The organism is Pseudomonas sp. NFACC10-1, assembly GCF_900119195.1.
Taxonomy (GTDB): domain Bacteria; phylum Pseudomonadota; class Gammaproteobacteria; order Pseudomonadales; family Pseudomonadaceae; genus Aquipseudomonas; species Aquipseudomonas cerasi.
Genome location: NZ_FPJB01000003.1, coordinates 36,050 through 49,609, shown reverse-complemented (window position 1 = coordinate 49,609; position 13,560 = coordinate 36,050). Strand labels below are relative to the sequence as shown.

The following is a 13,560-nucleotide window of genomic DNA, read 5'->3' as shown; positions in this document are numbered from 1 at the left end:
CGAATTTCTCCAGAAATCAGTTGGAATAAGGTGAACGGTAAGGGCTGACCGGCAGCTCCATGGGGCCAGTCATGTCCTCGAACATGTAGCGCAGGTAAAGCGCTCCGCTGAACTGGCGATAGTCGCGGGCGTTGTCCAGGCCCAGGTTGGCGCCCAGGAACAGGCTGGAATCGAGCTTGTATTCCCCCGCCGCGCTCAGGTTGTAGCCCACACCGGTCTTGCTCTGCCCTGAGTAACGCTGGCCGGAAGCGGCTTGCAGAGTGCTGTCGTCGGGGAAGAATGCGGCGCCATCCTGCTTGAAGTGCTGCACGCCGACCGAACTCTTGACCTGATAGCTGAAGCGCTCGGTGCGCTGCGCCCACATCACCGGCACGCCGATGGCGTAGAAGTTCTGCGGACTGAAATAGCCACCATGACCGTAAGTGAAGTAACTCTGGTCGTTGGCGTAACTCATGCCCATCAGACTCAGGCCCGCGGTCAGCTTGCTGTCCTCGGCATTGCGCAAGTACCAGTAGACGCCACCACCGACTTCGCCACGGGTGTTGGATTTGACGTTGGTGCCGACCAGCTTGTGCCAGGAACCGTAGCCATAGCCGCCAATGGTCTGATCGTCATAGCTGATCTGCCCGCGGCCGCCGTTGGCGGTCACCCCGCCCCAGGACAGACCGCTGCGCTCGTCGGTGGAACCGGCAAACGAAGTCACGCTGTCTGTCACCGGACGCCGTGACACGTTGAGGCCATAACGCAGATCAGGGTTATTGCCCAACGGCCGGTCGACGCTCACGCCGCCTGCGACCGTGCTGTATTTGAAACCCACGGGGGTGGTGCCGATATCAGCCTTGAGGCCCTCTTCGGGGCGTTCGAAGGCGACCGCCAGACCGACGCCCTTGTCGCTCTGCGAACCTGCTGCGCCGGCCGTTCCACCGCCAAAACGAGCGCCCGCATCGGATTTCACACTGCCGGCATTCAGCGACACTGGCGTGACGCGCACGGCCACGCGGTTATCGCCGGCCGGCACGTTGATCTCCAGCGGCGTCTCGACCACAGTGAGCTTGCTCAGGCCGGACTCGCTGTTATTGCTGCGCACGGCGAGGCCCTGACTGACGAAGCCGCTGCGCTGTTCAAGAATACGATTGAGCGCCTGCTGTGCGCTGCTGGCCTGATCGCGGTCGCCAGCAGCCAGAAACGGATTGCCACGCACGCTTTGCGCACGTCCGGCTGACAACGGTTGCTGCGCAGCGCTCTGGCCCGGGTAGGCCGTTTCACGCGAGGCCGGCAAGCTCGTCGCCGCACCGCCGCTGAGCGACACCTGTGCCGGTGCCGGGATGGCAGACGCTGCGGCCAGGCTGCGTGAACCGCCCGCCGCGAACGGATTGGACGACGTCAAACCCGACCCGCCCTGCGTAGCCATCAGACGCTGTTTTTCGCTTTGTTCGATGGCCACAGCCTTGCGCAGCAACTCGGTGGCCGCGCCGGTCTGGCCCATGCTCTGGTAGATGCGCGCGGCCTCGGTGAGGGTCTGCGGGTCGTTGCGCTGCAACGCGCGGAACTGGCTCAAGGCCTTTTCGGCAAAGGCATAATCATGAGCCTTCACGGCCGCGTCAGCAGCCCCCAGGAGTACTTGCGGATCGTTGGGCTTACGCTGCAACAACGGCTTGTAGAGTTCGAAGGCCTTGGCGCTGTCACCGTTGGCGGTGTACATCCGGGCGAAGGCCGACACCGCCTGAATGTCGTCCGGACGCTGGGCCAGGGCCGGGGCCAACGTGTCATACGCGCCAGCCAGATCGCCGCCCTCACGCAGCAAATCGGCCTGACGAATGCGGTAGCGATACAGCAAGTCATCGAAGCGTTTACGGGTCTGCACACCCATGGGCTGGCCCTGCACTGTGCGCAGGATCGCATTGACCTGCACGTCATCCCCCGCCGCGAGCAACAGGCTGGCGTATTGCAGCAGCAGATCAGGTGACTGCGCAGGTGCCTGAGCGATGGCTGCGCGGGCCATTTCCCGGCCACGCTCCGGCTCGCCGGCGTCGATGTAGGCACTGGCCAGCGTGAGCTGACGCTCCGGGCTGCCGCTGGCGACCGGTTGCAGGCGATCGAGCAGCGCCAGCGCTTCCTGACGCTGACCGCGCCGGGCGATACCGATGGCCAGGTTGATCTGCACGGTCATGTTGACTTCGTCGGCAAGCGCCTTCATGTCCGGGGTGCGCTGGTCGACAGGAATGCGCGCAAAGGTAGCCTGCGCGTCCTGCCACTGGCCCATTTCCACCGACAGCAACGCACTGGTGTAAAGCGCGTCGATATCGTTGGGCCGAGACTTGAGCAACTCGTCGATCAGCACGCGGGCCTTGGGCGCCTCGTCAGTCTTGAGGTACAGACGCGCCAGGTCGAAACGCGTCCAGACACTGTCTCGATCATTTTTTACCGCATCCTTCAGGGCCGCCTGAGCGGCAGGCAGATCGCCACGTTGCTCGGCCAGCCGTGCCGTCTGCGTGGCACGCAAGGCCTTGAAGCGACCGCTTTCGCCCAGCGCTGCCTGTTCGGCAGGCGACAGGGTATCGAGCAGGCGCAGCGCTTCATCGGCCTGGCCGCTTTGCGCCAATACGTTGATCAGCCCGCGCACGGCTTGCGGATTGCCGCGCTGGGTCGCCAGCACTTGACGATAGCCCGCCTGGGCCGCGTCGAGTTGACCGGCCTGGGCCTGCAAATCGGCCTGAGTCAAACGTACATCGATACTGCTGGGGTTCTGCCGCTGCACCTGAGCCAGCAACTCTTGAGCCTTGCCGGTCTGCCCCTTGGCCTGCAGGTCGCGGGCCTGTTGCAAGGATGTCCAGAGCTGAACACTCTCGAGGGCGCTTTTCCAGCGTGTGCCACCAGGCTGGCGAGTCGCGCGGGTCAGCAACTGCTCCGCTTCGGCCAGTCGATTCTGTTGCTGGCGGACCACGCCCAGCCCACCCAGCGCATCGGCATCGTCGGCCTTGATTTTCAGGCGCGCGGCAAATGCTTGTTCAGCAGCGGCATGATCATTTTGCTCCAGCGCCTTCAGCCCACGCGCCACCAGCGGATCCTGCTGCCAGCCTGAGGCGCCGCCACCGGCGTGCTGCTGACGTCCCTTGTTGAGTTGATCACGAATGTCCTGATCATCGGGATGGACCTTGAGGAACGCCTCGAACAGCGGCACTTGCGCCGCCGTAGGCGGACCGATCCAGACCAGCGCCATGCGCCAGCTCTGATCGGCGTCCCCGGCGATGTCCGTGTGCGTACTCAGGCGCGCCAGCGCAGCGATCCCTTCGGCCCGGGTGTCTTCGCGGCGGGCCAGATGCTTGGCGAAAAACAACGCCAGAATCGAGTCGTCCGGATTCTGCCGGATCAGGCGTTCGAAGCCTTTGCGCGCTTCAGGCCAGTCCGCGCTGTTGAACCCCAGGTTGGTGTAGTACTCGCGCCCGATCGTGCCCTCGGGCAAACGGCCGTTGAACAGTTGGCGAAAGACCCCGGTCGCCTTGTCGCGCTCACCGGCATCGGCGAGGCGTCGGGCCTCATCCAGCAAGGCCTGATTCTGCGGCTGAGCGAGGGCGATGTCCTGCTCCAGTTGCACCGACTGCCACGGCACTGGCGACAGGGCCTGCAGACGAGCCAGGTAAGTCTGCGCCTGCTGCGGCTTGTTCTGTTTGACGCCGATCAGCCCCATGCCATACAACGCGTCGATCTGATTGGGGTCGATCTGCAGCACCTTCTGCCAGACCTCGGCAGCCCGCACCGGGTTCGAGCGAGCCTGCCAGTACTGGCCCTGCTCGATCAACTGCGCCTCGGCGGTGGCGGCCTGAGCCTGAGAAACGCTGGCTGCGATCGCGGCAACCAACCCGATGACTAACGTGTGGCGGCGCGCGGGCATGACGTCTCCCAGGATAATTTGAGGGTTCCGTCTTCACGGAACTGATAGCGTTTTTCGACCCAGCCCAAGGCAAACAGGCTGAGCATGAGGTTGTAATAGGCCGGTTCAGTGCGGTCTTTCGGGTCACGGGCCAGCGCCTGGCTGACCCCGGCTTCGACCCTGCGCTGTTGCTGCTCGGCCAGCCAGGTCTGACCCTTGGCGTGGAAGTACGGCAATAGCGCAGCCGAATAACCGAAAGGCCCCTGCCCCTCGCGTGTACCGCTGACCACCTGGACCTTTTCCGGCGGCGTACCGCTCGAGGCAGTGCTGCTCGACATCCCGTCGAGACGGGCCAGCAGGCGTGCTGCCAACGGATCGGACGCAGGCGTCATGCCCGCCCAGAGGTAAACGCGAATCGCGTCATAGCTGCCCAGTTCGCCTGTGCTCGGATCGACCACGAACAGACCGCTTTTCGGGGAGGTCCCGCGGTAGCCAACCCAATCGGCGATAAAGCCCTTGGGGCTCGATGCGTCGATCAGCTTCGCGGTGTTGTCGGCAATTTCCTTCCATGGCCCGCCGGGTGCTTCTTTCGCCAGGCGCCGTAGCAGCGGAATGGGCAGGTAGCTGGCGTTCAAGCGCCATAGATGGTCGGGCTGCGCGAAACCTTCGGGGCCGGGCAGGAGCATTTTGCCGAGCCCCGGCAGATTGACCACCAGCCGCGACTCCACGTTCTTGAGCAAGGCCAGCGCATCGTCTCGATAGGCCGGGTGCTGCCAGACGCGCGCCGCTTCGAGCAGCGCGTAGACGATCCACAGGTCGGCATCGGACGCGGAGTTGGCGTCCTGAAGCGTCCAGTTGCCATCCTCGCCCTGCCCCCACAACCAGCCCGGCAGACGCGTTTTGACATCAGCCCCCATCATGTTCGCGGCGGTCCACGTCCACAGCGCGTCGAAGCGCGCGCGGTCATTGGCCACCAGCGCAAAGAGCATGCCGTAGGACTGACCTTCGGAGGTGCTGTGGTTGACCTTCAGGCTCGACTCCAGCATTCGGCCGTCGGCCTGCACATAGCGCGTGGCATAGTCCTGCCAGAACGGCCAGGCCACAGCATCGCACGCGCTGTTCGCCAGCACCGGCGTCAGGGTCGCCGACGCCAGCAGGCCGACCAGCCAGCCCGAGGCGCGGCGCAGTTTCAGTGAACGGAGCGGCATGGCTTATTCCTGCTCCAGACGGCGTTTGGCGAGCGAGCGCAGGGTCAGGTAGGCAACTCCGGTCACCAGCACCACACCCACGGCAACCACCAGCAGCAGCCACAGCACGTTGCGCGACATCAGCCACTGCACGTATTTGATCGGCCCAAGGTCACCGACGTAGTACTTCTGCTCGGCAACCAGCGCCTCGACCGAATCGCCGCGTACCACTACCAGGCTGCCCTGTACCTTGTCGCTGCTGCTCAGCGCACGGGCAACGTCGCTCATGCCGCCGGGCTGACCGCTGGAGATCAACACGACACTGCGCCCCTTGTGCAGCGGCGATTCGAAACCGGTCAGGAAGGTGCTGCGCGCGTCACTGGAAAACGCCATGGCCACCCGCGCCCGACGCTGGTTTTCATCCGGGTCCGGGCTCATCCAGTCGCGCAGACGGAAGGCCAGATCGGATAGCTCGAAGCCCTGTTGCTGAGCATTGCCGGAAATCGGCAAACGGTCGGCCCACTGTTTGAGCAACGGCTGATCGCTGCCCGAGGACATGACCAGAATGTCCTTGTCGGCGGCACTGGCGATCTGTGCAGCGTGAATAACCGACACACCGGTCGCCGGGTAACCGGTCGATTCGCCGAAACGGCCCAATACGCTCAAGTAAGCGCTGACATCTTCAGTACTCGGCTGATCGGCCAACACCACAGCGGTCTGCGACAGGTCCGCCAGGCGTGTGAACGGAAACCCGGAATCCTTAAACACACCCAGGTTCGGCATGGCCATGAAGTGGTCGTAACCGCTGAAATCCAGCGTCGATTCCGGATCGATGCTGCCGCGCATGTTATCGATGATGATGTCGCCACATTCGCCCTGCTTGAGGTAATCGAACATGTAGCGCAGTTGCAGGCGCGATTGCAAAGCCACGGAGTTAAGCGGCAGGTACACATGCGCTTCACGGCTGATCGTGTCATCGCCGCCCGTCAGTCGCGAGACGATCGAGTTGTTCAGGTTCCCGATCGACGGCAGCGGCTCGGCCTTGATCAGCGTGTCGTTGAGGCTGACCATGATCGACGAATTGTTCGAGCGTTCCTGCGGTGTGTAGCGGTATTTGAGGTTCAACGGCACGCCGTCTTCACGCCAGCTGAACAGGTCTGGCGGCAGGTTCAACGGCACGGTGATGTCACCCGGGTCGTAACCGGAGACGTTGAGTTTGTTGGCAGGCATCAGCTCGCCCAGTTTGATCGGCCGATCACTGGGCAGCCAGTTCGGCGCGTCATACGGTTTGCGCGGCGCGAGCAGGTCGACACGCTCGATCAATGCGCTGCTGCCGACCAGACTCTGACCGCCGACCACCAGCGCATTGACCGCCCGCTTGAGTTCCGCCGAATCACGCCCGGTGATCACCAACAGCTTGCTGTTCGGGTCGTTGGGATGGGTCACCATCGTCAGGGTCGGGCCTTTCGGCGCAGGCATCGTCAGCGCGCCGAGCTGCAATGGACCATCGCCCTTGAGCAATACCAGCGCATTGCCCTTGGCCGGCAGCTCATTGAAGTGCGCCGGGAAGCTGGCCATGCGCGAGCGGGTCTTGGCCGCGCCAATCCATGAAGCCAGCGCGCCTGCCGCTTCGAGCGTCGCGTTATCGGGTGCCGCGCCCATCACCACGGGCAGATTCACGTCACGGTCATCGCGGCGGTCGAAGAACGGCAGCGGCAGAATCGCCAGGTCGTTGGGCAGCGCGAATGGCGTGACACGGATGTCCAGACGGGTGTCATTGTTGATCCGTGCCCAGAGGCTGGAATGCTTCGGGTCTTCGCAGCTCATCGTGTAATGGCCGATGAACTGCAGGCTCAGGCGGTTGAACTCGGTGATCATCTGCGGCGGAATCTCGATCACCTGCGTCTGCGGCTTGCCGGCACCTTCCTTGGGCAACGGAAGGGTCGCGGCCACTTCGTCGTTGATCATGACGTTGATCTGCGACAGGTCCGCCAGCAACGCCGGCGAATAGCTGTAGCTCAGCGACAGGCTTGCGCCGGTCACCACCTGATCGGCACGCACATTGAAGTTGACGCTGTCGGTGGCTTCCACACCGCGCAGGTTCATCGGGTAATTGCGCCCCAGTTGTTGCAGCGTCACGCTGTAACCCTCGTTGGCACCCGTCGTTTCAGCAGCGCTTGCCCACATCCCGGTGGAGAGCACGGACAACGCACAAGCCAACAGGGCCCATGAGCGGCGAACGGCGAAGCGTTCGGCACCGAGAAAATACCGTTTAGTCATGACTACTCAATCCATCAATTTGCGGGAGGTGGGGAGATTTTTTTACGGGTCGGCAGTAACCGGCTGAAATCCTTGCGAGTGGCCTTGAGCAACTCGACGACGCCACGAACACCGATGTGGCTGACTTCGCGCAGCGCAGACAGCGGTGTGTCCGGCTTGCCGCGGCCCCAGGTCGACGCCCAGGTGTCGGCACGGCCAAAGGTCAGGCGTACCAGCTCGCTCTGCTGACGCAGCGACAGATCATCGAAACGAGTGCCCAGATAACCGTCGCGGCAGAACATCACCGTGGCAGGGAAATGGCTGGTCTGCGTACCGCGATACAGCGACACCGTGATGCTGTCGCCACTGTCGATGCCCGAATCGGCGGGCATCACCAGTCCGAGGCCGGTCTGGGAAAAATCCTGAGTCACGGCATCGAATACCACGCCATCGGCGCGGGTAACGCGAATCGGCAGTCTGGCCTGGACCCGGGGCTCGGTACGCACCTGACGGATCTCGCTGGCCACCGCAATCGCAGCGCTGGTGATGATGATGTTGTAGATCGTCCAGGCCATGTTGATGACGATGGTCAGGGTGATCGCATCGTTATTCCAGCCCAGTTGGTAGAGGCTATAGATACCGAGTGCGAAGACCACTGCGTTCAGCGTCAGCAGCACGATGTAAGGCCGCGCCAGCGTCCAGTCGAAAAACTTCTCCTCGACCACTCCGCCCTTGTCGGTCACGTTGAAGCCACCGAATTTCGGATTGACCAGCGCCATCAGCACCGGGCCCATGATGTACCACGCCAGCACCGCCTCGTAGACCTCGTTCCAGAACGAATGGCGGAAGCGGCCCTGAATCCGCGAATTGGTCAGGCTGGCGTGGGCCAGGTGCGGCAACACATAGGCGGTGATCATCAACGCGGAGGCGTGCATGACCTCGGCGCCGAACAGCAGGTACGCCAGTGGCGCGGTGAGAAACACCAGACGCGGCAGGCCGTAAAAGAAGTGCAGCATCGAGTTGGCGTAGCACAGCCGCTGGCCCAGTGACAGACCTTTGCCCAGCAGCGGGTTGTCAGTGCGAAAGATCTGCGCCATGCCCCGCGCCCAGCGAATACGCTGGGCAACGTGACGTGACAGACTTTCCGTCGCCAGCCCCGCCGCCTGGGGAATCGCAAGGTACGCCGTGTTGTAGCCGGCCCGGTTCAGCTTCAGCGCTGTGTGCGCATCCTCGGTCACGGTTTCAGTGGCCACACCACCGATGTCCAGCAACGACGAGCGCCGCAGCACCGCACAGGAGCCGCAGAAGAAAGTCGCGTTCCACAGGTCGTTGCCGTCCTGCAGCAAGCCGTAAAACAGCTCGCCCTCGTTAGGCACGCTGCGGAATGTATCGAGGTTCTTTTCGAACGGGTCGGGCGAGAAGAAAAAGTGCGGCGTCTGCAGCATCGCCAGTTTCGGGTCCTTGAGAAACCAGCCCATGGCGACCTGCAGAAAGGAGCGGGTCGGCACATGGTCGGCGTCGAACATGGCGATGTACTCGCCATTCGTGGCCTTGAGCGCTTCGTTCAGATTGCCCGCCTTGGCATGTCGATTGTCGCCGCGGGTCAGGTAGCCGACACCGATCTGTTCGCAGAACTCGCGAAAATCCTCGCGACGACCATCATCGAGCACATAGACCCGCAGCTTGTCGCGCGGCCAGTCGATGGACTGGGCGGCAAAGATGGTCAGTTTGACGATGCTCAGCGCCTCGTTGTACGACGGAATAAACACATCGACGGTCGGCCACTGGCTGGAATCGCTCGGCATGATCACCGGCTTGCGCTGCAACGGCCAGGCTGTCTGCACGTAACCCAGCACGATGACGATCAGCGTGTAGAACTCGGCGATGATCAGCCCATAGCCCAACAGGCTGTCCAGCCAGTTGTCGAAATCCAGGGTCGAGGTCAGGCGCCAGTACATGTAACGAAACGAAGCCAGCAACGACAGGGTCACCAGCGCCAGTACCGAAATACGCCCCGGTATCCGGCGAATCACCAGCATCGCAGCGAAGCATGCCAGGGCAAAAAAGCACTGTGCATAGAGGTCCAGCGGCACGGTGACGACCAGCGCCATCAGCAGCAGGCCGACGACAATCGCCACGCTTTTCAAGGTGCGTCGCAGGGTCGTCGACAGACCGCCGAACCACGCCAGCAAAGCATGCAGCCACAATGATGAGCGCGTCCGGGGTACGGACGCGTCGAGCGACAGGTTGGTCATGACAATCGGTTCTCTTCTACGTCCTGAGTCAGCAGTCGGGCAATCAGCACATTACTCAGCACGCGAAGGTCTTGGGTGCCGGGAGAGGCACTCGGAACCTGGACCGCGTTGTGGCCGTAGGCCAGCGATTCTGCGAGCGCGTAATCATCGCGAACGACGCCCAGCAGGCGCTCGCCCAGACGTCGCGCCAGTACGTCGTACATGTCGCGACTGAAGGTGCGCGAAGCATCGAACCGGTTGATGACGTAATGACAGGCCGGCGGCTGCGACCCCGCCAGAACCGGCTCGAGCCAGCCCTGCATCTGATCCAGTGTCACGTAGCACGCCGCGTCGGCGGTCAGCACCACCAGGACCTGGCTGGCAGCAGTCAGCGCCTGTTGCAACATGCGCAGGTCACCGCACGGCACATCGAGAATCACCACGTCGCGGGCATCGAGCTGCATACGGGCGATCTGACGGACCAGCCAGTGTGGATCGTTTTCCTGAAAATGCTCAAGGGAACGACGCTCATCGAGCGGCAGCGCGCCATATGGCAAAACCTGCGTGTCGCAGGAGCCGGTCAGCAACAGCGTGCGCCAGTTTTCGCCGCTCAGGCTGGCACCGCCGAGGCCGGCCACATCCGGGCTGGCATTAAGGTGGTGCATCAAGGCGTTTTGGGGGTCGAGATCGATCGCCAGTGTCTGCGCGCCGGGCACTCTGACCAGGCTGGCCATTGCCGCGCTGAGCGTACTTTTACCCACACCGCCCTTGGCTGACACCACCGCAATCACGCGCGCCGATGTTCTCGGCGGCTGGCCCTTGAACAGCGATTGGACCAGTGCTTCGTTGTTGCGTGCCTGCGCTTCAGCCTGGCGTGCCTGTGCGGCCTCGGCAAGCAGATTTGCCAGGACGCCGGAGGCTGCACCTTTGGCTGTCGGGGTCATCTGAAGGTCAGGTGCCGTGTCAGGCGTCTCGGCCGGTTGCGCCGCACAGGTCTGCTCAGGCACCGATTGATCGGTTACGCGTGGCGGCGTAGCAGGAAAGACACTGTCTACGGGCGTTTCGTGGTAGTCCAGGCTGTCGTCGATCTCCAGATAACCCTCGGAGCTCGCGCCAAAACGCTGAAACAAATTGGCCACATCGTCAGCTCGATTCATCCGGAACGACCTCAAAAGGGGCCGCTACGCACGATCCCTGTGTGAATGCATTAATACCAATGTGTAATGTCATTATGACAGTGTCAAGAAACCGATATATGTCGTCCACAATTTACCGATGAACGGTAAATTGTTCTTTTCTTGACATATTTCTGGCGTTGAAAAACCGTGCATTTGGCTGTTTCAAATGCGTTTGGAAGGAAAACGGGGTGCGAAAAGATAGCTACCTGTCCATTGAGCAGGACGGTAGCTATCGAGGTGAGAGGATGTCAGTGGCTGGCAGGAGCCGGGGTTGTTGCAGGAGCTGTTTCTGCGGACTGAGGCAGTGGCATGCCCTTGGGCCACAGCAGCCAGATATTGCCTTTCTGCTTCATGTCGCCAGCCAGCTTGCCCGCCTCATCGCCGGTCCCCCAGAACAGGTCGGCGCGTACCTCACCGGCAATCGCACCGCCCGTGTCCTGCGCCGCGACCGGACGGACCACGCTGCTGCCATCCGGCCGCGTCGTGGAGAGCCAGAGCAGACTGCCCAGCGGAATCACCTTGCGATCGATGGCCACGCTGTAACCGGGGGTCAGCGGCACATTCAACGAGCCGCGCGGGCCTTCGTTGCTGTCGGGGTTACGGACGAAAAACACGTAGCTGGGATTGCTCGCCAGCAGCTCGCTGATACGCTCCGGATGAGCCTTGGCCCAGGCGGCGATACTGCCCATGGTCACGTCTTCCTTCTTCAACTGACCCTGCTCTACCAGCCAGCGACCAATCGCGCGATACGGGCGACCGTTCTGATCGGCGTAGCCCAGACGCAGCTGCGAGCCATCCTCCAGACTCACGCGCCCCGAGCCCTGAATTTGCAGGAACTGCAGATCCATCGGGTCGGTCAGCCAGGCAATCACCGGCGCGTTCAAGCCTTGCGCGCTGATCGTCGCAGCGTCGTCGTAAGGCTTGAGCACCCTCCCCTCAAGCCGACCGCGCAGCCGCTTGCCTTTGAGCTCGGGGTAAATGCTGTCCAGATTGACCACGATCAGATCGTCCGGGATGCCATAAACCGGCACATTGGCGGTGGTGGTCTGGGTCAGGCTGCCCGGATAAACAGGCTCGTAATAGCCGGTGATCAAACCATCGGCACTGCCTCCATCGGCGCGCAGGCTGTAGACCTGCAACTGCTCCTGCAAAAAGGTGCGGATCTGCGCCGCATCCGGTGCGGCCGCGAGACTCACCGCCGCCGCACACGTCGGCCCCCACACCGCATCGGCTTTCAAACGAACACAGGCGCTGCGCCAAGAGGCAAAACCGGCCTGCAAATCCGCGTCGGACACCGCTGGCAACGCGTCCCAGCCGGCCTGGCCATAAGTGGTGTGCGGCGCCGCAGGCGGCGTCACCGGCTTGTCGGACTTGTCACACGCGGTCAGCAACGCAGCCAGTGGCAAAACCAGCGCCAGGCTCCGCAACCATGGTTTGAAAGAGAGCATCATCAGTAGCACCAATCCTTTTACAGCCCGCAGCAGGCTGGTGGGTGAAAGGTGTCATTGTGGCTGAAGCGGGCGTTGAGACCTAGTGGGGAGCTGCATTCAACTGGCCCGGATGCGGCTCCGGATAGTCGCGATTGATGTCGATGGGCTTGGCGTATGGCCCGTCCCAAAGCTGCTCGTGCAGTTGGCCGATGCGTTTGGCCATCGAGCCGTCGTGCATCACCACTTCAAGATTGCGCGAGTTGTCGAGGTAGCCGCCCAGCCAGTTGCTGGTGCCTACCCAGGCCACCTGATCATCAATATCCATGGTCTTGCTGTGGATCACGCGTGCATAGGGGATAAAACCCTGAGCCGCCATCGGCAATGTGACGACGCGCACCTGCACGTTGGGCACCAGCGCCAGACTCTTGAGGTAGGCGACTTCGGGCATGCCGGTGTTCCAGTCGGACACCATGAGCTTAATCGACACGCCGCGGGCGGCCGCGCTGCGCAGGGCATTATCGATGACCGCATAGTAAGGCCGGGTTTTGTCGGGCCCGTAGGACAGAGGCGCGTAATCCAGCAACTGGACACGAACCTCGCTTTTGGCTTGCGCCAGCAAACGCGGCAGTTCGGCCTGGGAGTCGACGACCCCTGGCGGGTTATAGCGCTGCGGGCTGGCGGTCAGGTAGTTGCCGTTGGGCGATGGGCTATCGATCGGGTGCGGCACGGGAGCCGGTTTGCCCTCGGTAATGGCAGCCTGGGCAAGCCAGTCCTGATCGAATATGGCCTGCGTCTGGCCCACGATGGTCGGCTCGTCAATGCGCAGGCCGGTTTCGTGGATGTGCTCCAGTGAGCGCCAATCGAAGTTCTGACTGCCGATGAACGCCTGTCGGCCATCCACGACCAGAAACTTGGCGTGAATGATGCCGCTGCCCGTGAGCTTTGCGTAGGGCAGTACGCGCAGGGTGAGATTGGGAATGGCGCGCAGTCGTTCAAGGGTCTGCGGGTCGGAAAGTTTCAGGCCTTTTTCTTCCAGCAGAAAACGGATTTTCACTCCGCGCTGCCCGGCTGCCGTCAGGCTTTCAAGCACCTTGTCCATGACCGAGCCTGCGTGGTCTGCGACATAGAACTGTTCGATGTCGATACGCTCGCGAGCCCCGTCAAACAGCTCCCGCCAGACCTCGTCGGGTGCTCGCAGGTCAGGCGTCTGCAGGTCAGACCCGACCGGTACGGTGTGGACCAGCTCGAAACCCGGAATGGCGAAATCTGCCTGCGCGCACGAACTGCCCAGCAGTAACGCTGCGATCACGGCGCGGTAGCTCAGGGACAGTCGACGATACGAAGGGTAATAGGGCATTGCGAACCTCATCGCCAGACACAGACAAGATGGCGCATACCATA

7 protein-coding genes are annotated in these 13,560 nt (G+C 62.5%); all 7 read right to left on the bottom strand.

Annotated features, from left to right (window positions below; all coding sequences use genetic code 11):
- Window positions 1-16 precede the first annotated feature (16 nt).
- The 7 genes from BT119_RS08845 to BT119_RS08815 all read right to left on the bottom strand — a co-directional run bounded on the left by BT119_RS08845 (window position 17) and on the right by BT119_RS08815 (window position 13,516).
- Window positions 17-3,892, bottom strand: coding sequence for a cellulose biosynthesis protein BcsC (locus BT119_RS08845; protein WP_175550563.1), 3,876 nt, complete (start codon window positions 3,890-3,892; stop codon window positions 17-19).
- The gene (bcsZ, locus tag BT119_RS08840; RefSeq protein ID WP_072365421.1) at window positions 3,868-5,079 is read right to left on the bottom strand and encodes a cellulose synthase complex periplasmic endoglucanase BcsZ; all 1,212 of its coding nucleotides are present in this window, start codon (window positions 5,077-5,079) and stop codon (window positions 3,868-3,870) included. The genes BT119_RS08845 and bcsZ overlap by 25 nt, the downstream gene beginning before the upstream one ends.
- A gap of 3 nt (window positions 5,080-5,082) precedes the next feature.
- Entirely contained in the window at window positions 5,083-7,338 is a 2,256-nt protein-coding gene (gene bcsB / locus BT119_RS08835) for a cellulose biosynthesis cyclic di-GMP-binding regulatory protein BcsB (RefSeq protein WP_072365419.1), read from the bottom strand.
- A gap of 14 nt (window positions 7,339-7,352) precedes the next feature.
- Window positions 7,353-9,572 carry a UDP-forming cellulose synthase catalytic subunit gene (gene bcsA, locus BT119_RS08830; RefSeq protein WP_003365732.1) on the bottom strand — a complete coding sequence of 740 codons (2,220 nt, stop codon included), beginning with the start codon at window positions 9,570-9,572 and terminating at the stop codon, window positions 7,353-7,355.
- Window positions 9,569-10,708 (bottom strand): cellulose biosynthesis protein BcsQ, encoded by a 1,140-nt coding sequence (bcsQ, locus tag BT119_RS08825; protein WP_072365417.1) that lies wholly within the window; start codon window positions 10,706-10,708, stop codon window positions 9,569-9,571. Before bcsQ ends, bcsA begins: the two co-directional genes overlap by 4 nt.
- A gap of 269 nt (window positions 10,709-10,977) precedes the next feature.
- The gene (locus BT119_RS08820; RefSeq protein ID WP_058396860.1) at window positions 10,978-12,180 is read right to left on the bottom strand and encodes a murein transglycosylase A; all 1,203 of its coding nucleotides are present in this window, start codon (window positions 12,178-12,180) and stop codon (window positions 10,978-10,980) included.
- A 79-nt stretch (window positions 12,181-12,259) separates the two neighbouring features.
- A complete protein-coding gene (locus BT119_RS08815; protein WP_072365415.1) occupies window positions 12,260-13,516 on the bottom strand; it encodes a phospholipase D-like domain-containing protein in 1,257 nt (418 codons plus the stop codon).
- Between the last annotated feature and the right edge of the window lie 44 nt (window positions 13,517-13,560).

What these genes read in the sequence shown, in the direction of transcription:
- BT119_RS08845 (WP_175550563.1), bottom strand. Translation starts at nt 3,892, where the DNA reads ATGCCCGCGCGCCGCCACACGTTAGTCATCGGGTTGGTTGCCGCGATC.
- bcsZ (WP_072365421.1), bottom strand. Translation starts at nt 5,079, where the DNA reads ATGCCGCTCCGTTCACTGAAACTGCGCCGCGCCTCGGGCTGGCTGGTC.
- bcsB (WP_072365419.1), bottom strand. Translation starts at nt 7,338, where the DNA reads ATGACTAAACGGTATTTTCTCGGTGCCGAACGCTTCGCCGTTCGCCGC.
- bcsA (WP_003365732.1), bottom strand. Translation starts at nt 9,572, where the DNA reads ATGACCAACCTGTCGCTCGACGCGTCCGTACCCCGGACGCGCTCATCA.
- bcsQ (WP_072365417.1), bottom strand. Translation starts at nt 10,708, where the DNA reads ATGAATCGAGCTGACGATGTGGCCAATTTGTTTCAGCGTTTTGGCGCG.
- BT119_RS08820 (WP_058396860.1), bottom strand. Translation starts at nt 12,180, where the DNA reads ATGATGCTCTCTTTCAAACCATGGTTGCGGAGCCTGGCGCTGGTTTTG.
- BT119_RS08815 (WP_072365415.1), bottom strand. Translation starts at nt 13,516, where the DNA reads ATGCCCTATTACCCTTCGTATCGTCGACTGTCCCTGAGCTACCGCGCC.